Below are 21,741 nucleotides of genomic sequence, written 5' to 3' on the forward strand. Positions count from 1 at the left end.
ATTTTGATCATGTTTAAATGGGTTTGAAATTGGGATAGAAAGAATTTGTATTAGTGTAAGAACAAAACCCCGGCAATTTATCTTTACCGGGGTTTAGTCAACAAATTATAATCCGAAAATTATAAATTACTTAACAAGCATCATTTTTTTCGAGAATGCTTGACCATCAACTCTTAATGTATAAACATAAACACCACTTGAAAGATCAGAAGCGTCAAAGTTTACTTGATAGGTTGAAGCACTCTTATACTCATCAACCAATGTAGCAACTTCTTGTCCTAATGTGTTATACACTTTCAATGTAACGTTTCCAGCTTTCGGAATTGAGAAGTTAATAAGTGTTGTTGGGTTGAAAGGATTAGGATAGTTTTGAGTTAAAGTATATTCTGTTGGAAGCACATCCAATTCCTTAACATCAGAAACAGTCTTTTTAACTATAGTTAGATTGTCCACATAAATTGCTTTACCGACATTTGCGGCTTTGCTAAAGTGCATTGGACCTCTAATTTCTGTTTCTTGATCAGTAATCTTAAATTCAAATTTAAATTCCTTCCATTGGTCTGTTAGAGCCGCTGGTCTAATTGAGCCATATTCAGAATATGCTTTGTTACCAACTGTTAAATCAGCTGTACCACCAGTTGGTTCAGATTTTAGCCATGCTGTGTAAACATAAGTAGCGCCTGGTTCAACTGGAATTTTATCACATAGCAATTCGATATCCCATGCGTTTGTTCCAACTGCTCCAATAGTAAGCTTTAATGCTTTGCTACCTTCTTGAGCGCCTGTACCAACAACTTCAAATACAGGTTGAGGATTAATGCTGGCAGACTTATTCAGTCCCCATCCTTGAATTGTTGTAGCAACACCAACTGCAGCAGCTTCGAAACCACCATTAGTATTAACAGGGCCAGCAGCACCAACTAAAACGGTACCGTTATTAAGAGCGGCTTGAATTGCAGCATGTTCAACTGCTTTTTGAGCATTCCAAGTAGCTTTTTTAGCCGGGAACCAGTTCAAATCGCCTAATGGCATTCCAGCGAAACCAGCTGTTAGATATGCAGGGTTTGTGTATGAAAGATCAACTGGTAGTGGCCAGTCGGGATAAATATAGTTTGTTGAAGCAGGATTTCCTTCAGTTCTCCATACCGGCATTGTAACGGTATTATCTTCAGCCGCACATTTGCTGCTCCATTCAATTAGATCATCAACGGCATCTGTTAATAGGTTAAGAGGTTTAACGAAAGCAGGATCTCCGCCCATAATCCATTTACCTTCGGTAAGTTTTGGATAATCAGCATTGTTATCGAACATACCTTTGGTTCGTGTGTTCATGGTAATCATTTGTGTAACCCAATCTTTAACACCATTAACACTGTTATTATTCAAGTTAGTTACTATTTGACTAAGTCTTGCATCCCAGAAAACACCATTTGCGTCAACAAGAATTTTTCTGTCGGCTTTTGTTCCGGTCATACCTGCAGGTAGATCGGCAACGTTAATTATACCCATTGGTAAATTATCTTGATCGGTTTCACCAACATCTAAGCCAGGTGAATAACCTTGGACGTTGCTATTAACAAACAAGTTGTTTGTAACAACCCAATTGCTTTGGTAACCAAATGTTGGGAATAATTGGCCTGAGCAGTTAACAAATGTATTGTGATTGAAGAAAGCAGTGTTAACAGCAAAATTTCTAAACTTATAACTCATTCCTTGGAACATTACATGAGTAGTATTTTCAACATTTAAAACATCCGTATTTGTACCTACGTTATCATAAACACCGCCATTACGTCTGCAAGGCTGACCAACAGCGTTTACAAAATAACAGTCACTCAAATAAATTTTTGTATCTGCCCAGTCATTTGATTGGATAAATACCCAGCGGGTATGTTCCATTAAAACATTTTCTAAAGTTAATTTTTTACCCACGGCAGAAGCACCGAAGAAAGCCCAGCCCAATCCGCCATTTTCGATAGCAGGCATAACAATAGCGTTTTTAACAGTCAGGTCATTTTTAAAGTTAATATTGCCGGTATTATCAGAGCCTTCTTGTGAAAAACCGCAAATTATTGGAGGCATATCAACACTTTTAGAAACAGCTAAACGGGTACGATCTGCACCAACTATTGTAACTGTTCTTGAATCGGGGGTATCAAATCCTCTGGATAGTGGATAATAACCGCCTTTTTTCAACATATAAACTCTTCCAGCTGGTGCTGCTAAGTCCAACTCAACAGCATTAATAATACTACTTGGAGCATTCATGTCAATAAAATCTTTAATGACGAGAGTATCTCCTCTAACTTCTGAAACATAATCATTCAATGATTGAGCATAGAATGATGTAAGGGAAACTAAAAAGAACAGCAAGAAAATAGTTACAACTTTTTTCATAATGGGCCTCTTACATTATTGTTAATAAATAAATGAATTAAAGAATTGGTTTAGTTGATAAAATAATTAGTTGTGTGTTTAATCCCGATAACCTCACTTAATAATTCAAAATTTTATATACTGAAAAAGTATTTCATCTATAATAACTCCCGGATTAACCGGGAGTTAAAGAATTTGAATTACAGACTATAACGAAGATTAACTTCAAACCTTCTGGGGGAATAAAGCGTTTGAGTAAGATTCTCCAGTACTTCCCCATTTACATCTCTTCTGAATTTCTGATAATTTTTGATTGGGGAATGGAAAATATTTGTGCCATTAAATGCTATACTTAAGCCCTTGATAGGTAGTTTTTGCTGAATAGTAAAATCCCATTTATAAACATTTCCTGTAAAAGAATCTTCTTCTGGACGACCACCAACCGAAGTGATAACATCACCCTGAAGATTGAAAGAAATTCTTGCAGAGAAATCTTTGTAATCAACACCCAAAGCAACATTAAGAATATGATCGCCCTGGTAAAGTAAACGAGCGTTACGAACTGTATCGCGTGAAAGGTAAGCATGACCAACGCGCAATCTATTCTGCGCGTCTCTATAAGTATATGTGGAATCAATATTTCTAATTTGCTGATAATCCATATCAGACCATACTCTTGTATAGTTTATATTCAAGACTAGAGAATTAAATGGTTGCGGTAAATACCAGAAGTTGGTTTGCCAGTCTAATTCAAACCCTCTAATTTTTGCTGGATGAGGATTGTTAACGTAAGTTTGAATATTTGCGCCAACCGACATTTTCTGTAATTTAAGAGCATCAAAAGTTTCGGCTTTTGGAAATGCTGAATTAAAAAATTCTAGATTTTGATAGTATATTGTAGTGGCATAGAATATATCAGTTAATCTTTTATAAAAACCACCAATGGTAAATAATCCTATTTCATTATTATAAAATGATAGAAAAGCATCCAAATTACGTGAAATTGTAGGTCTTAATAATGGGTTGCCTGCCTGACCTGCATTGGCGTTTCCGACATAAGTATTTGGCAGCATTGCCTGAAAATCGGGGCGTGAAATAGATTCGGTATAAGCTAAACGTAAGTCACTCCAATCTGTTACTTTGTAACGGATTTGTAAATTTGGGAATAATCTATCATCGTTTTTATTTGCAGTATTCAGAGTATCTAAGATTTTAGACACGCCATCAACTTCATGCGTTACGAAAATAAAGTTAGCTTTGTAATCCATGTTAAAATGCTCAAATCTAACACCGGTAATAATTGAAAGACGCGAACCTAAATTAAATTCACCCATTGCATAAGCTGCTGTAAATGTTTCATTACCATCAAAATCATTTCTTCTGGAATCAGAAACGTGACGACCGGGAACCCATAGTGGAGGAGCTAAAGTCATGAACTGATCCATCAAATCAATATTTATTACATTACCCATTTTATAGTCGCCATTCAGAAAATAATCACCTCTCTTATAATCTGAATTTCTAAAATCTTTAAACTGAAGTACTATATCTGGATTGGCACCAATACTTCTGAGAAAATCTGCCGCGCCCTTGTTTTGCTGTGGTTCAGTAATACGGCAGTAGGTACGTTCCAAATCATTTGTACGTTTTGAATAATTAATTTTACCGCCGATTTTAAGTTCTGAAGAGAAATCTTGTGATAGAGAAAGAGGATAAGTTAAGTCAATATTACCTGTATATAAATTTTGTTTGAAAGCTTCCTCACGAGTTCCTGCCCATGCATAAATAGTAGCAACTTTCCAATCATCTGGATTAAGGTACATCTTATAAATATCTTCAGGCGTTAACTTTAGTCTTTGTGCTTCTGGCATTGCCGCAAAAGATGGAGTTGTTGAGCTCTGATTTTTGAAACCGTAATTTTCACCGGGATCCCCATACCTTAAATCAGTATTTTTATCACTATAAGAATGTGATAACCCTAGGTTTAATTTTAAGTCACCAAATGCATATTCACCTTGCAGAGAGTTAATCATCAGTTCTTTATTATGTTTATCTCGATTCAAAGTGTAAATTCTTTGAGTACTCACAAAATCGAGTTGATCGCGAAACGCTGATAAATTATTATCTGTGTGTGCAATTGTGTTTTGTAAAATTAATTTTCCATTTGGCAGTTCATAGTCAAGAATTAAACTTGCGCCATAATTCTGAACTATATTTAATTCATCTCTATAAGTGAAACTATTCATGCCGTACGTTGCTTCTCCGTATGGACGATCGCCGCCCACACCCATTCGAGCATATGCAGCACCAGCTACATCATTACCATGATTAGAGCGGTCAATATTTCCCTGAAGAAATACACCTAATTTATTGTCGAGAAACCGATTGCTTGCGCTAGCCCAAAACTTATAATTATCGCTAGTTCGATCCTGTGTGTTATAACTACCCTGTCCCATAACATCGAAGCGGAATTCTTTTGGAGCTTCTCTCAAACGTAAATTAACAACACCACCAATTGCATTTGCATCCATATCTGGTGTAATTGATTTTACGACTTCTATACCTGAAAGCATATTTGATGAAATAAAGCCCAAATTTGTGGAACGGTCATTCACATCTGTAGATGGAAGTTGAACGCCATTAACCAAAATCACATTCATTTTTGATTGAATACCTCTGATAACAACTTTATCTCCTTGCTGAATAGAAAGTCCGGGGAGGCGGCTAAGCGCAGTTGCGGCATTATCATCGGGTAATTCATGAATACGCTCTGATGAAACTATATTTTTAATTGTCTTTGATGTTATCTGTTGGTTGATCGCTCCCTTTTGCCCTTGAGCTTGTGCAGTAACAACAACTTCCTCCCCTTCAATAGTCTGGCTACTCAACCGGACATTGAGTTGTAGTGTTTTGCCTTCCTCTACTTGAATATCAAATTCTTGAGCCTCATATCCAATATATCTTACAATTAAAGTATATGGCCCAGGTGGAATTTGTGTGATAAGATAATTTCCATCCACCCCTGTCGCACTACCCAAACTTGTTCCTTTCAGCATAACATTCGCGCCAAATAATGTTTCGCCGGTTGTAACATCAAGTATGGTACCTTGAACACGGCCATATCTAGTTTGAGCGAGGTTAGCTGATGATATAAATATGGTAAGTATTAGTGCAGATAAAAAAGCTTTAGCGAAGTTCATAACTTTATACCCAGTTGTTAGTTTTGACTTTATTTTATTTAATTACTAGCTGAATATTTTATATAGAATGGAAATGTCTTCATTAAATAGTTATAACTTTATAATCTTTTTTAACTATAATTGAACCAAAAATGAACTGTTTAAAATAATATTGAAACGTTTCAATAGAATATTATTGATTGCTTAACTTATAGTCAAGAAAAAAATATTAGTAACACGAAAATATTTTCATGGAAGGATTCTAAAAAATCTTTTCACTATAAAAATACATTTAGTCTTTTGGAAATACTGTTGGTGAGAAACCTAAAATAAACGGGGATTTAATATTTGATCTTTTCTGCAAAGGTAAGTTGATAACGCAAAGATAAGATTGTATATCTATCTATAATACTTAGAGACAGTATAGAATATAGTATAAGAAAGGTAAATTCTAAATAAGTACCCTAGAAGATTCACGTATTATAAACTCAGTTTCTAATACTACTCTTTCCGGTGTAAATGTGGAATTTGACTCGATATTTCTTATCAATATCTCTGCCGCCTTTCTTCCTATCTCTTTCTGTGGCGCTCTTATCGTTGTTAATGGCACCGGAAACATCTTTGCGTAATATATATCATCATTACCGATTATCGATACATCTTCCGGTACTCTTATATTCATCTCCTTCAATGACGTCATTACCGCCAATGCCTGCATATCATTAAAACATACTATCGCTGTTGGATATTCTTCTCGTGGTAAACTCTTGAAGTATTCTATCGTCCTGGCAAAGCTTTCTTCATGATTTGAGCCTACTGATACTATCATCTGCTTATTGAACGCCAAGGTACTTTCACTAAATGCGTGACGGAATCCTTCTATTCTTTCCTGGGTATGCGATGAACTTGGAGGACCGGCAAAGTGCACTATTTTTGTATGACCGCTTTCTATTAAATATTTTACTGCTCTCTTGATTGCTCGTAGGTTATCTATGGCTACTACGTTTGCCTGTATTCCCTTTACATCTTCCAACAATACAAATGGATAATTTATCATCCTTAGCTTAAATAGATGCTCTATCTCCGAGGCTCCCTCAACTATCGGCGCGATTATGGTCCCCTTGATATCCTTCGTCGCAAATAAATGTGATAGTTTCTGCTCTCTATCATGTTCATTTTCTGAACTGGCTATCAGTACTGAATAACCCTTACTGTTGGCGTATTCTTTGGCGCCAGAGGCGATGGCTGTATAAAAGGGATAGTTCAAATCCTTTAATATTATTCCTATACTTTTTTCTTGTCCACCATTTTTTAAGTTTCGAGCTACTCCCTTGGGGCGGAAATTTAACTCTTTCATCACTTTTAGTATTTGATCACGAGTAGCCGGTTTTACTGTATTCTTCCCATTTATTACTGCTGAGACTGTCCCTTTTGATACTCCTACTTTTTTCGCTACATCTACTATCGTAATTCTTTTCATTAAAAGCCCCGGTATTTTTACAATACGCCGAATTATTGAAACGGTTTAATTTTCTTAAAGGAAAGATATTTTTAATGGAAAGTAAAAGCAACAAAAATATCCATAGTTAAAAAATTTATTTTTTCTCCCAAATTCATAACAAATGACATCGATTTTCATTTGCGTGAGTAATAATTACAAAAATTAAAATTTGATGATTCTTCAATCTTTCTAATTAAAAATTTGAACTTACCTCTATGGGTACATAGCAGAAAGATAAATTAAGTTATAACTTTAGAAAAGTTTCCCTAATTTTTAATTCAATCTCTACAATATCACTAAGACCTTATTATCATTCCGCATCATTTCTACCGGAATTATAATTCCGTCAATCTCTCTGTCATTCAGAATGATTTTCTGAACCCCTTTTTGAGAATTCGTTTCATTACTTATTAGGATATCAAAATTCTTCTCTCTGAATTTTCTCGAGATTCTAATTTCCCTCCATTCCGATGGAATGCATGGATCAATTTTTAATCCATTGTATTCTGGTTGAATGCCTAGAATAAATTGCGCCGCAGTATAGTATGCCCATGAGGCTGTACCACTCAACCAGGGCAATCTAGAGGATCCATAATGAGGATTATATTTACTGCAGGTAAATTGAGCATATACATAGGGTTCAGTTTGACGAAGTTCCGCTTTAGAATTATATGCCGAGGGCATAAACTTTCTAAAATAATCATATGCTAGATTTCCCCTGCCAATTAAAGTTTCAGCAATTACTACCCAGCTCTGTGTGTGCTGAAAAATAGATGCGTTCTCTTTCATACCTTTATTGAATAGTCGGGCTTTGATAACGTGCGGATCTGTTTTTTCAATCGGAGGATCACAGATCATCACTCCAAAATCTGTTGATAATTTTTTATTGACCACATTTAGTAATTTTTCGGATTGCTCTTTTGAAGTATGCCCGCTTATTACAGCCCATGGCTGGGGTTCTAAAAATATTGATCCTTCATCATTTTCCTTTGAACCAAACTTTAAACCATCGGCACGATACGCTCTCAAATACCACTCACCATCCCACGCATACTTTTCTAAATTGATATCTAAAATTTTGAGATGATTTGATGCCCACTTAATTTCATCATCCTTTTTCAATAGCTCTCCAATTTCAATATAAGTTTTTAGCGCATATCTAAGTTGAAAAGCTACGAATGTAGTTTCACCATCTTGACCGAGTACGAGACAATCATTCCAATCAGCCGAAAGTCCGCATGGGAATCCATGTTTACCAGAGTAATCAAGATTAAATTGGATGGCACGTTTTAAATGAGCAAAAACTGATTCCTCTCCTTTATCGGCATATGGAAGAATTTTTTCATAAAATGAAATGTCTCCGGTTTCTTTAACATAAGCTGGTATAGTATTGAAGAGCCACATACAATCATCGGAGCGAAATTCTTTATCATCAGGTGTTTTTTCATAACCGGGTTTGTGCGCAAATGGCTTTACTACAGGCATCGCACCACCATTCGAAACTTGTCCGGTTATCATTAATTCTAGTCTATCTTTAACTTCAGATGGAATTGCATGAATAATCCCTAGCATATCTTGAACCGTATCTCGGTATCCAAGTCCATCACGCTCGCCAGAATAAACTAAACTTGCCGCACGACTCCATGCGAAAGTCATTAAATTATTATAAGGATTCCAAGTGTTGAACATACTATTGAAATCTCTGTCAGGACTTTCAACAGTCATCCCATCAATTTTGGAATGCCAATAATTTTTGAGTTTCTCGAATTCAAGCAATACTTTTTTTGAATCACCTAATTCTTTAATCGCAATTTTCCCTTCAACCGCCGCCGATCCAATTCCCATTAATACGATAATTTCTTTCGTCTCATCTGGAGCCAATTCAACATCGACATGCAAAGTACCGCATCCATTATCACCAACTGCAATTGAATTACTGCATTCTCCCTTCTCAACTGCAATTGGATTTGCGTAAGTGCGGTAAGGTCCTAAAAATATTTCACGGTCGGTATCAAATCCTTTTACTTCAGCTCCTTGTATTGCAAGGAAAGTGTGGCGGCTTTGTCCATCATCCTGAAAGTTTTCGGGGTTAGCGGGCATGTATACATTTGTGCCATGATCAATAATATTATCAACAACATCCATCTTTAATATATACTGCGAGTACTGGAGATTGTTCATATCCTGATTCTGATTCCAGTTATTGGCATATTCAACATAAGTAAAGACGCTTAAATTTCTTTTTACTTCATCATTGTTTGTAATTTTTAGAAACCAGCATTCGAATGTTTTACCGAGTGGTACAAAGTAAAGTGATTCAGTCTTAATGTTTGAATACTTAGATGAAATTTTTGTGTATGCTGTGCCGTGCCTGCATTCTGATTTATATTCTTTTAATGATTTTCCGACTGGCTGCCATGACGTTGACCAAAAATCTTTATTATCCTTATCATGAATGTAAAAATATCTGCCAGGTTGATCCATTGGAATAATATTAAATCGTAAGCGCATAAATCGCCCTTGAGCGGCAGATTTATAAAAGCTATAACCGCCGGCATTATTAGTAATTATTGCGCCATATTCTGTTGAGCCAAGATAATTACTCCATGATCTTGGAGTGTCCGGTCTTTCAATTACATATTCTTTATTCTTATCATCAAAAAAACCATACTGCATGAAAACTCCCTTTTAAAAGAAAAATCAAAATACTTCTGAGTTAGCTTTTATATAATTCAGCAATTCATCAACTTGAGTAAAAGCAACAGCTGTATAAGTATCGGCGGCGCCATAATAGATAGCTATCCTTCCTGTTTCAGCGTCGAACAAATTTGCGCATGGGAATGCAACATTTGGTACAAACCCGGTTGTTTCATAATTTTTTTCGGGTGTCAATAAATAATCTCTAGTTCTATATAATACTTTGCTTGGTTCATCGATGTCTAAAATTACTGCGCCAAAACTATATACAAATCCATTACATGTTCCCGAAACTCCATGATAGAATAAAAGCCATCCTTCAGTTGTTTCAATTGGTACAGGTCCGGCACCAATTTTTGTACCTTGCCACCAGCCCGAACCTCCCTTGCTCATTACATGTTTATGATTTCCCCAATAAATTAAATCGGGACTCTCACTTAAAAAAATATCACCAAATGGAGTATGTCCGCTATCGCTTGGTCGGCTCAATAATTTATACTTACCATCTATTTTTCTTGGGAAGAGAACTCCATTTCTGTTAAAGGGCATTAATGGGTTTGGCATTCTAATAAAAGTTTTAAAATCATTTGTCTTGCCCATTCCAATTGATGCGCCATGCATATCATCGCACCAGGTAATGTAGTAAGTATCATCTAATTTTAGAACCCGAGGATCATATGCGTAACTAGTTGGATTTGGGGTTCCATCCTCATTTATCCAGCTAATAGGTTCTAATTCCAGATTAATATTTATTCCATCTTTGCTTGTGCCGGCAAATAGAGTGGCTCTTCCATTTTTTTGATCAGCTCTAAATACTCCGGCAAATTCACTATTGAACGGAACTATGGCACTATTGTACACGCGCGCGGCTTTTGGAATCGGATTCCAATCAATTACAGGATTACCGCTGAATCTCCAAACAACATCAGTACAATCTTTTGATTTTTCTTCCCACGGAATATTCGGTAATCTTCCGCCAATTATTGTTTTACTCATTTTTCACTCTGAATTATTTATAAAATATTTAAAATTATTACACAGTCTCACCTAGCTCAATTCTTCTTTGCTGAAGCTCTGCACCAATTTCCGCTACCTTCTTATCGGTTAATGGATAGAATAAAGATATGATGATTGATAATATTCCAAGTCCGGCAGGAATAATACTAAATAAAGCTATTAACCCATTTAAGCTATCTTGCGATTGAGCTTCATTGGGAGAAAATCCAACTTGCGACATAAGATTTAGAGCAACGAAAGCGCCGAATGCCCATCCAAATTTTTGCGACATAGTTGAAGCGGAAAAAATCAATCCTGTAGTTCTCCTTCCCCTTTTCCATTCACCATAATCAGCAGTATCGGCATACATAGCCCAAATTATTACACTTAAAGGTCCTCCGGTTGCAGAGCCAGTGATCTGGAATAAGAAAATTAATGCCATTTGGCCCGGTCCCAGAATATAATATATGCCGGTGCTAATAATTGCGATAACAAAATATAGAATGAATGTATTACGCTTGCCAATCTTTTTAGAAATCCAGCTTACAGTCAACACCCCAAGAAATGCCGAAACTTGTCCAACAGTGTTAAATGCCGAAGTAATCATTTCAAAATCGTAACTCCCTACGCCTAAGAATGGCAATGATAAGTTTTGTGTGCCAATCACATACTTAAAATAGTGAACAGTAACACTTGAACGAACCGCGACAAAGAGAATAAATGTAATTGTCGTTATCAATAAAATAAGCCAAGGAGTATTTGTAACTAATTCAAATAAATCTTTTTTAATAGAAGACACTTGTGATTTTGGGGGCTGCACTCTTTCTTTTGTACCTTTAAAAGCAATTAAGAAGAATACAATTGCAGCCGCTCCATAAACCATAAATGAACGCTGCCATCCGCTTGCATCATTTCCGCCACCAAGAAATTTTACCATTGGAAGAAGTGTTGCAGAAACTATTATACCTGCAGAAAATGCAAATAAAAATTTTATTGATGATACTGAAGTTCTTTCCAGTGAATCGGAAGATATAACACCAAGCAATGCGGTATAAGGTATATTGATTGCAGTATATAACATCATTATAAGTATAAATGTAACATACGCCCAAATAATTTTGCCCTCTAATCCAAAATCGGGCACGGTAAAAGTAAAAACGCCAACTACGGCAAAAGGAACACACAACCATAGTAAATAAGGTCTGAAATGCCCCCAGCGGGTTCGGGTACGGTCTGCAATTATTCCCATCATTGGATCATTTACCGCATCCCAAACACGACTCAACAAAAACATTGTTGCGGCAACACTAGCCGGAATTAGGAAAATATCTGTGTAGAAATAAGTAAAGTATAACATGAAGGTCTGCCAATATAATACAGATGCCAGATCACCAAATCCGTATGAAACTTTTTCTTTTAATGATAATTTTTGATCAGTACCGCTCATGATTGCCTCTTTTTATGAATTAAATGAATTGTATTCAGTGGAAACATTTTTAGCTAATTTCAAAATCAATAATAATAAAGAGCTTAACCCGCTAAATATGACAAAAAATGTACCACTACCAATTTTCTGCTCCTAAAAAATATTTGGAAATTTGGATAACAATATCATCCGTTTTGAGCATTTTTCATCGGGTTTAAAATTGGTCAACTAAAACAAAATTATTGAAATGATTTATATTTTATTAAACTGATAAAAGGATATGGTGGGAAGTAGAAGATTAGAATCAGCCAATAAACAATTTTATTACACGGAAGCTTTATTTTTAATTTTCAAATTAATTTTTAAACCAACTTCTTTTTTGCTCTCCACAATTATTTTTACCCCGTTAATATCGCAGTATTTTTTTTCGAGAGCCAACTCAAGTCCATTGCTTTCAAATCTTTTCGAGTAGCCCTGCTCCTTGTGTACAGTTTGATAATTTTTAATTGCTGTGTTGCATTCGCCCAAATGCAACACAGTTGTTAAAAAATTTATAATTAGAGTTCTGAAAGAATTTTAGCGCTTTGTTCTGGTGTTATATCCCTTTGAGGTTCAGCCATCATTTCATATCCAACCATAAATTTTTTAATGGTTGCCGAGCGAAGAAGAGGTGGATAAAAATGCATGTGAAAATTCCATTCGGGATGAGTCTTTCCATCAGTAGGAGCTTGATGAATACCCGATGAGTACGGGAAAGAAATTTTAAACAATTTGTCATACTTTGAGGTTACAACTTTAACAGCATCTGCAAACAATTTAACTTCATCACTTTTCATTTCAAGAATATTCGACATTCTTCTTTTCGGAATAATAATTGTTTCGTATGGCCAAACAGCCCAAAAAGGAACCAAAATTGCGAAAGCCCTATTTTGATAAACAACTCTCTCATTTAGTTTTATTTCTTCTTTTAAATAATCGGTTAATAAATTTCTGCCGGTTTTATTCTTATAAGAAATAAAATTTTTTGTTTCCTTCTTAGCCTCCATTGGAACGCTATTTTGAGCCCAAATCTGGCAATGCGGATGAGGATTTGAATTCCCCATCATAGTTCCTTTGTTTTCAAATATTTGCACATGATTTATTTTTGGATTTGTACCAAGTTCTCTAAATTCTTTTTGCCATGTTTTAATTACTTCTTCAATTCCATTCCTTGTCATAGCCGCTAGCGTTAAATCATGACGTGGTGAAAAATTCACAACCCGGCAAATTCCGACTTCACTGTTTGCAACTAAAAGGTTTTTATTATTTATAGAATTATCGGGTATGTTTTCTAATAGAGCAGAAAAATCATTTGTAAACACAAAAGTTTTCTTGTAGTGAGGATTAACATCCCCATTTGCTCTGATGTTACCGGGACATAAATAACATTTTGGATCATATTTAGGACGTGTATCTGATTGCAAATCAGCTATTTCACCCTGCCATGGACGCATAGTTCTATGAGGAGAAACTAATATCCATTCTCCGGTTAAAATATTTTTCCTTCGATGAGGAAAACTAATCAGCGATTCTTTTTTCATATATATTTTAATTTATAAGTTCTGTACCATTGCTGATATGCGTTATGTACACACCAGGTTCTTTTCCAAATTTTTCTTGATAAACTTTACTAATTATATTTACTACTTCATCAATAGAACTATTTTCCACAAGATTGATAGTGCAACCTCCGAACCCGCCTCCCATCATTCTGGCACCATATACCGAACTAAATTGTTTTGATTGCTCGACTAAAAAATCTAATTCCGGGCAGCTTACCTCATAATCCTTACTCAATCCATCATGAGTTTGATACATATAATTACCAAAGGTTTTTAAATCTTTTTTAAGTAGAGACTCGCATGCGTTCAATAATCTAATATTTTCTTCAACCGCGTATTTGCATCTGCGATACACTATAGGATCCAATTTATCTTTATATGATTCCAGCATTTCAATTGTAACATCCCTCAAACTCTCAATATCCGGGTAATCTTTTTGAATGACAGCAACTCCATTGCTGCATTCCTTTCTTCGCTGATTATATTCAGATGAAGCCAGTGAGTGAGATACTTTTGTATTGAATAGAACAACAGAGACATCATTAAATATGAAGGGGAAATATTTGTAATCCAGAGATCTGCAATCTATTTGAAGAACATTACCTTCTTTTCCAAATATATTTATAAACTGATCCATGATACCGCAATTCACACCCACAAATTCATTTTCAGCTTTCTGAGCCATTCCAACCATATCAATTTTTTCAATGTTTAAATCATATAATTTATTGAGAGAAAAAATTAAGCCGGCTTCTAAAGCCGCCGAAGAAGATAATCCGGCCCCTATTGGTATGGTGCCTCCAAAAACACAATTAAAGCCATTAATGCAATATTTATTTTTCTGGAGCTGATCAATTACACCCAGCAAATAATTCGGCCAGTTTTTTTCAGCTTTATTTATATCATTTAAATCGAATTCAAAATAGTCATCGAGATCGAAAGCAAATATTTTGCATTTGCTATCCTCTCTCTTTGATATTGCAATGTAGATTGCTAAATCAATTGCGGCAGGCAATACGAAACCATTATTATAATCGGTATGCTCACCAATTAAATTAACTCTGCCAGGAGAGCGCACTATAATTGGCTCTTCATTAAATTCATGTAAAAATTTTATTCTTACCTTTTCTAACAAATCCATCTTATACTCTTCTTGTTTATAGTGTGATTTCAATATTTAATCTGAAACAAAATTACGCAAACGTTCACAAAATATTCAAAAGTATTTGCGCCACTCACACATCAATATTTACTAGTTGAGCTAGTTCTCTTTCATTAATGCTCACACTCTTCACAATTAAAATTATTTATAATCCACCAGGGTCTTATTGATGTATTAAGTATCGAGTATTCGGAAGTGACAGCAACTTCAACTGCCCATGAATTATCCCCTCTACCGCATGTTTCTCCTTTACCTAATGATTCAAAAGTACCTCTGCAAGTCATATCCATTTCGGAGCAATCCCCATTTGGAACGGCACCCCACGACCATGCGAGGTATCCAATTTCATTTTCATGACATTCCTTAATAATCGTTCTAAAATCTATACAACATTTGCATTGTACTACCTTGTGAGCAAATTCCCCAACAACTAAAGGCATTTCTGATTCTACTGCTTCCTTAATTTCATTTACAATTCGCAATGAATCATTATCGGACCACCACATATGAACTGAGAAAAGTAAATTTTGAAGAGGGTCGGCCTCTTGAAGATTTTTCCATGTTGCTTGTAAAATATTTATATCCTGCCCCCAACCCGAAGCATCAATCATTATTGGAACATTAATTCCGGCATCGCGAAATTTATTAACGGCCTGAGAATAGAATTTGATAAATTCTTCATTTGTTACTTCCCATGCCCCGGCTTCATTTGCAATATTCACAACGACATACTTTTCATGCTTTTTAATGACTTCCAATATTTGCGGCTGAAGCCACCATTCCATTACGGAGTTCAAGTTTTCCCATTTACCGGTAGCTGAATGATTTTCTGGAATTGGTATCATTTTATTATTAATACAGTTAGTTATTAATGAATCCATTTGTTCAGGAGAAGAATAATTTGTTAATGTAATTCGGACTGTATTGGCACCGGTTTTTGCTATCTCAGAAAAATATCCCGAACCGGTTTTATCATCCTCGGACCAGGCTGACATCTCATTAACCCCGCGAAGAATAACTTTCTCACCACAAGGTGAATATAAAAACCTCCCCTTTACATAAAATCCGGGTATTGATCGAGCATGACTATATTCTGATAAATTCACAATTATAAGTAGTATTAGTATTCTAATTCCTAACTTCATTAGTCAATCTCCTTTGAACACAACAATAATTTGATAACTCAGTTTAATAATTTCAAATATGAAAATCTAATTATCACTATTCGCAATAATCATGTCTACGAAGTATAAAAATTACTCTTTTTGTTACGACTTATATTTTTGATAAACATTTTAGGTTGGAATATTTTTTCTCAGGATGAGGGAGATTAACCTTTCAAAACTTATTGATTCTTATTATAGATCTATAATAGACAACCGATACTATTTAACCTAGTTTTAATTTTTTCTTCAAAAAAAGAATAATTAACTTTGACACAAATTTTATAAAAAAAGGAGCTGATGTGGGTACAAAAAAACTTGCTAGCGGATTATTTAACCGATCATTGGATTACATTGAAAAAGTTGGGAATGCTTTGCCTCATCCAGCTACTTTGTTTGGGATACTCGCGTTAATAGTGGTTTTCTTTTCATGGTTAGGCGATCTTCTTGTGTGGCAGGCTATTCATCCGGCTGACGGCTCTCTGATAAATGTAAAAAGCTTAGTAAACGGTGATGGAATTAGATGGATCTACACAAATGTTACTCACAACTTTGTGAATTTTCCTCCACTCGGGTATGTACTTGCGGTAATGATTGGGATTGGAGTAGCAGAAGGTTCAGGATTATTTGATACGATGATTAGGTCATTGGTTATAAATGCTCCTAAAAAATTAATTACGGGCACAATAGTTTTAGCCGGTATAATCTCTCACCTTGCATCAGAAGCTGGTTATGTAATTTTAATACCGCTCGGCGCAATGATTTTCCATGCGCTCGGAAGACACCCAATGGCTGGACTAGCAGCCGCTTTTAGTGGAGTTAGTGGAGGTTTTGGCGCCAATTTTTTAATTGGCTCAGTTGATCCTATACTTGCGGGACTTTCTCAAACAGCGGCACAAATAATTGATCCGAATATGACTATTAACGCGGCTGTTAATTTTTACTTCATGGTGGCTTCCGCTTTTCTTATAGTAATTCTTGGAACATGGGTTACTGAAAAAATTGTTGAACCCAGATTAAAAAATTATACAGGAAACACTAAAAGTTTCGAAATAACAAAAATCTCCCCTATCGAAAGTAAAGGCTTAAAGTGGGCTGGTGTCAGTCTCCTCATTCTTTTAGTTCTGCTCGCATTAACAATTATTCCTACAAATGGATTGTTTAGAAATCCAAAGACCGATGAAATACTTCATTCACCATTTTTCGATGGAATCATTACCGGCATATTAGTATTCTTTTTAGTTCCAGGACTTGTATATGGAATTATCGTGAAGTCTATCAAGAATGATAAAGATATGATGAAGCATATAATCAAGTCGATGGGAACTATGGCAACTTATATAGTACTTGTCTTTTTTGCCGCTCAATTTGTTTATTTCTTTAGATATAGTAATCTTGGATTGATACTCGCAATTCAAGGAGCCGAGTTTTTAAGAAATATTGGTCTCACCGGTATTCCACTAATTGTAATGTTTGTTTTGTTATCTGCATTTATAAATATGTTTATGGGCAGCGCATCGGCAAAATGGGCAATTATGGCCCCGGTTTTTATTCCTATGTTTATGCTTCTTGGTTATCATCCCGCATTAACTCAGGCTGCTTTTAGAATTGGCGATTCGGTTACAAACCTAATTACCCCAATGATGAGTTATTTTGCTCTTATAGTTACATTTGCCCAAAAGTATGATGAAAAGTATGGGATTGGAACAATCATTTCCACGATGATTCCATATACAGTTATTTTTACTGTTTTTTGGACTTTACTTTTGATCATCTGGATGTTATTAGGATTACCAACTGGACCGGATGGACCATTATTTTTAAAGTAATCTTTAAATATTCTAATTGATTACGATTATATAGCTGTTATAATTCATCGAAGGTTATTTGTGAAATTTTTTATTTTATCACTAGTATCATCAGTATTACTTTTTGCTCAAATAGCAACACCAGATATTTATCTTACAATCAAGGATAAAAAGCCAGATGAGCAGATTAAATTATTAATCAATCTTTGCTGGGAAAACAGAAGCAGTAATCCAAGACTAGCGATAAAATATGGTAAGAAGGCTTTAGAAATTATAGAATATTCGGGAATAGATTCACTCAAAAGTGAAAGTTTTAATTTCCTTGGCGTTGTTTATGGTAATATTGGTGATCTAGATTCGGCATACTATTTCTATAAAAATGCCTACGAAATTTCCATTCATAGTAAAAATAAACTTACTCTCGCTTATTCATTGAATAATCTTGGAGATTATTATACTAAAAACGCCCTTTATTCAACTGCCCTAGAAAAATTATTTGAAGGATATAAAATTTTTGAAGAGTTGAATGAAAAACGGGGAATGGCATATTCATTAAATGATATGGGGGAAATATACTTAACTCAAAAGGATTTTGATAAAGCCCTTGATCATTTCGAGAGATCTTCAAAATTAAGATATGAATTAAAAGATGATCGAGGTTACGCTAAATCTCTTTTGAACCTTGGTTTTACCTATGAAAACCTGGGTCAATTTGATAAAGCACTGGATAATTTGAATCGTGCAGTAGAATTGAGTAAAAAAATTTCTTATAAAAAAGGAATTAGTGCAGCATATTCCGGTATGAGTGATGTATTCTTTAAACAAGATCGGATTGAAAAGTCGCTCGAATTCCGGCATCTTGCCCTGAGTATCGATAGGCAAATAGAAAATAGGTATGGGGAAATTGTAAATGAAAATGCGCTTGGACTTCTTTATTTAAAAACTAATAATCTTGCTAAAGCATTTGAGTATTTACATCAAGCGGAGAAGGATTCCCGCAATACTGGGCACCTGGATCAATTACTAGATTCATACCATAATTTAACAAATTACGCAGTAGCTATAAATGATTTTAAGATGGCATACAGCTACCAAAAAAAATATGAAGAATTAAAAGAAAAAATATTTGGACAGGAATCGAAAAATAAAATCGCAGATCTTCAAACCGCATTTGTTGTTGAGCGGAAAGAAAAAGAAGCAGAGCTATTAAAACTAGATCTGGAATATCAAAAAGCTACCCGGAATTATTTAATTCTGATCTCTATACTAATTCTTGGGGGTGTAGTTCTTTATGTAATGAAGTATAAAACTGAGAAAAAGGCTAATCACCTATTATCTGAACTGAATGAGTCAAAGGATAATTTTTTCTCCATAATAGCGCATGATCTTAAAAACCCAATTGGTGCAGTTTCCAATTTAGCAGAATTACTAAAATCAGATTATGATCTAATGCATGAAGCGGAGAGAAAGGAATTAATTGATGGAATTTCAAGTGCATCAATGAATGTACAACAATTATTAATGGATTTGCTGACATGGGCCAGAACGCAAAAGGGGGCAATCGGAGTAAACAAAGTAACGATCAATCTTAAAAATATTTTAGAATCAATCGTTGCTTCATACGACCTGGTGGCTAAAAATAAAAGAGTTGAAATACTTATTAATGCAGACCCAGCAGTTGAAATCAAAGCAGATAAACTCATACTTCAAACAATTATTGGAAATTTTATAAATAATGCTATAAAATTTTCCTTTACTAATAGCAAAATAATAGTTGATGCAGTTTGTTCTGATAACAGAGTAAATATTTCTGTTGAAGATTTTGGTATAGGTATGGATGAAAAAACCGTAAACAGCCTCTTCAAGGTTGATTATAAAATTTCAACTCTCGGTACTAATAATGAAAGAGGAACTGGCATGGGTTTGAAAATCTGCAAAGAATTTGCAGAGATTCATAAAGGTAAGATTTCTGTTCGAAGTCAGCCCGAAAAAGGAAGCAAATTTTCCTTCAGTTTTGATAATAATTAAAATTCTATTGCAACCTTATTGAAACTTTAAAACAGGTACTGTTAAATCTCATCTCTTGTCAATTTTTAACAAGCTATAGAGTGGCTTTTTCAATCAATTACCTGCAAAATATTTTGTGCGCATTTGAAAAACAGGAGAAAGCAGACAGCTATCTAACCACAATCCTTTAAAGATAATCTGCCTTATTGAGAAAATTATTACTTCAGATAAACCATTTTTTTGACTTGAGTAAAATCACCCACATGCAGTTTATAAAAATATATTGATGAAGAGAGAGATGCATTTTCATAATTGCCGAGTGAAAATTTTACCTCATAAATTCCAGGAGGTGTTTCCTCATTAACAAGCACTGCAATTTCTCTCCCAAAAATATCATAAACGCGTAGAGACGTCATATATGACGTCTCTACACCAGAGGGAATTGTAAATTTTATTGTGGTTACTGGATTAAATGGATTTGGATAGTTTTGAAATAAGGAAAATGAATTTGGAATTTCCTCCTCATTAAATTTTCCAATTCCCGTATTGAGATTTGCCGCATCAATTACTGCCTTCACTATTTCTGGATATGCTTTGGCTCCTGTTAGCCTATTAAAAATACCAAGCCCATAATTGCCGGTTCCACCATTATCCCAATAGAATGGAACTAATCCATGCTTTACAATTGAGCCGGTGATAAATTCAATATAATATTTACGATACTGGGCATGCTCGGCATTTAATTCCGGAGTTCCGAGATTTGTTCGCGCAATTGCTCCATACTCACCCAGGATAACAGCAATACCTTTATCAACAAATTTGGTTTTCATTTTGTTGAATTGATTATTAGCCCAGGTTTCATTTGCCCATGTTTCAGTTTTCTTCGAGTCAGTAGCATTTTTTCCCCATTGCGTTATTGTGCTATTACTGTTTAGCGTAAAATTATATGGATCGTAATAATGAACTTCAACCATAAGCCTATCTAGTATAACATCTTTGGGCATAATAAAGTAATTAATTGTGTGATCAATATTAGTATTAAAGCCTTGAACCAAAAGAAAACGGTAATGATTTCTACCTCCTGTTGAGCGAACAGTATTAACAAAAGTCTGGTTATATCCATTCTGCACTGTATAATATTCTTTTATAGGTGTACCGTAATTATTAGTTACCATCACCTCATTAGTACCGGCAAATAATAATCTGTCATCATAATCCCGGAAATGAATTGCGATCTGCTTCCACATTGCAGCCAGTCTTTTTTTAACCTCAGCCTCCTTCGCATAAGTCGGCTGAATCCACCCGTTATCCCAATGCTCATTTATAATTGCGTACATCCCGTTGCTCAACACATAGTTCACAACTTCTTCAACGCGATTTAACCATGATTGCTCAATTTCAAATTCAGCGGCATTGCTAAACCTACTCCAGGCTACGGGAATTCTTACTGCTTTGAAACCGGCGGCTTTTAGAGAATCAATTAGTTGAATTGATATTTTTGGATTGCCCCATGCAGTTTCGCCCCCAATGGATTCAAGAGAATTCCCAACATTCCACCCCGGCACCATCTGTCTTGATAAATGAATAGAACTAATATCACGCATATCAGTATTATCGGGAGGGATACTGTCTATTTTTATATCTCGAATATTAATGATGGATTTTGACAAAGCTGATTGCGTTTTTTCTTCATTCAATTTTTTTTCTTGTATTGAATAACTAAAACTTCTCGCAGCAAATAGTTGAAATATCATGAGCATTGAGATGAGTAAAGTGTATTTTAATTTCATATCTGACTTAACATATTAATGAAAACAGTAACTAC

The 21,741-nt window shown here is 35.0% G+C and carries 13 protein-coding genes; 2 read left to right on the forward strand and 11 right to left on the reverse strand.

Going from position 1 to position 21,741, the window contains the following annotated elements; translation table 11 throughout:
* Positions 1 to 126: 126 nt before the first annotated feature.
* The 10 genes from KF816_13530 to KF816_13575 all read right to left on the reverse strand — a co-directional run bounded on the left by KF816_13530 (position 127) and on the right by KF816_13575 (position 16,083).
* Positions 127 to 2,397, reverse strand: coding sequence for a T9SS type A sorting domain-containing protein (locus KF816_13530; protein ID MBX3009034.1), 2,271 nt, complete (start codon positions 2,395 to 2,397; stop codon positions 127 to 129).
* Between the two features lie 179 nt (positions 2,398 to 2,576).
* Positions 2,577 to 5,576, reverse strand: a complete 3,000-nt coding sequence (locus KF816_13535; GenBank protein MBX3009035.1) for a TonB-dependent receptor — start codon at positions 5,574 to 5,576, stop codon at positions 2,577 to 2,579.
* Positions 5,577 to 6,006: 430 nt separating this feature from the next.
* Entirely contained in the window at positions 6,007 to 7,035 is a 1,029-nt protein-coding gene (locus KF816_13540; GenBank protein MBX3009036.1) for a LacI family DNA-binding transcriptional regulator, read from the reverse strand.
* A gap of 306 nt (positions 7,036 to 7,341) precedes the next feature.
* Positions 7,342 to 9,732, reverse strand: a complete 2,391-nt coding sequence (locus KF816_13545) for a N,N'-diacetylchitobiose phosphorylase (protein ID MBX3009037.1) — start codon at positions 9,730 to 9,732, stop codon at positions 7,342 to 7,344.
* Positions 9,733 to 9,756: 24 nt separating this feature from the next.
* Positions 9,757 to 10,749, reverse strand: a complete 993-nt coding sequence (locus tag KF816_13550; GenBank protein MBX3009038.1) for a glycoside hydrolase family 130 protein — start codon at positions 10,747 to 10,749, stop codon at positions 9,757 to 9,759.
* Positions 10,750 to 10,786: 37 nt separating this feature from the next.
* Positions 10,787 to 12,196, reverse strand: a complete 1,410-nt coding sequence (locus tag KF816_13555) for an MFS transporter (protein ID MBX3009039.1) — start codon at positions 12,194 to 12,196, stop codon at positions 10,787 to 10,789.
* 303 nt (positions 12,197 to 12,499) lie between these two features.
* Positions 12,500 to 12,709: a hypothetical protein gene (locus tag KF816_13560; protein ID MBX3009040.1), complete on the reverse strand. Its 210-nt coding sequence runs from the start codon at positions 12,707 to 12,709 to the stop codon at positions 12,500 to 12,502.
* Positions 12,710 to 12,732: 23 nt separating this feature from the next.
* Complete coding sequence (locus tag KF816_13565; protein ID MBX3009041.1) at positions 12,733 to 13,755, reverse strand: UDP-glucose--hexose-1-phosphate uridylyltransferase; 1,023 nt, start codon at positions 13,753 to 13,755, stop codon at positions 12,733 to 12,735.
* 7 nt (positions 13,756 to 13,762) lie between these two features.
* The gene (locus KF816_13570; protein ID MBX3009042.1) at positions 13,763 to 14,911 is read right to left on the reverse strand and encodes a galactokinase; all 1,149 of its coding nucleotides are present in this window, start codon (positions 14,909 to 14,911) and stop codon (positions 13,763 to 13,765) included.
* A 140-nt stretch (positions 14,912 to 15,051) separates the two neighbouring features.
* On the reverse strand, positions 15,052 to 16,083 hold the full coding sequence (locus tag KF816_13575; GenBank protein MBX3009043.1) for a cellulase family glycosylhydrolase: 1,032 nt from the start codon (positions 16,081 to 16,083) through the stop codon (positions 15,052 to 15,054).
* A 320-nt stretch (positions 16,084 to 16,403) separates the two neighbouring features.
* Here KF816_13575 and KF816_13580 point away from each other — a divergent pair, with 320 nt between their 5' ends.
* Positions 16,404 to 17,930 (forward strand): AbgT family transporter, encoded by a 1,527-nt coding sequence (locus tag KF816_13580; protein ID MBX3009044.1) that lies wholly within the window; start codon positions 16,404 to 16,406, stop codon positions 17,928 to 17,930.
* A 60-nt stretch (positions 17,931 to 17,990) separates the two neighbouring features.
* Positions 17,991 to 19,937: a tetratricopeptide repeat-containing sensor histidine kinase gene (locus tag KF816_13585; protein MBX3009045.1), complete on the forward strand. Its 1,947-nt coding sequence runs from the start codon at positions 17,991 to 17,993 to the stop codon at positions 19,935 to 19,937.
* A 197-nt stretch (positions 19,938 to 20,134) separates the two neighbouring features.
* On the opposite strand, the gene KF816_13590 is transcribed toward KF816_13585, so the two are convergent.
* On the reverse strand, positions 20,135 to 21,706 hold the full coding sequence (locus KF816_13590) for a cellulase family glycosylhydrolase (GenBank protein MBX3009046.1): 1,572 nt from the start codon (positions 21,704 to 21,706) through the stop codon (positions 20,135 to 20,137).
* Positions 21,707 to 21,741: the final 35 nt, after the last annotated feature.

The organism is Melioribacteraceae bacterium (assembly GCA_019638015.1).
In the GTDB taxonomy this organism is placed as follows: domain Bacteria; phylum Bacteroidota; class Ignavibacteria; order Ignavibacteriales; family Melioribacteraceae; genus JAHBUP01.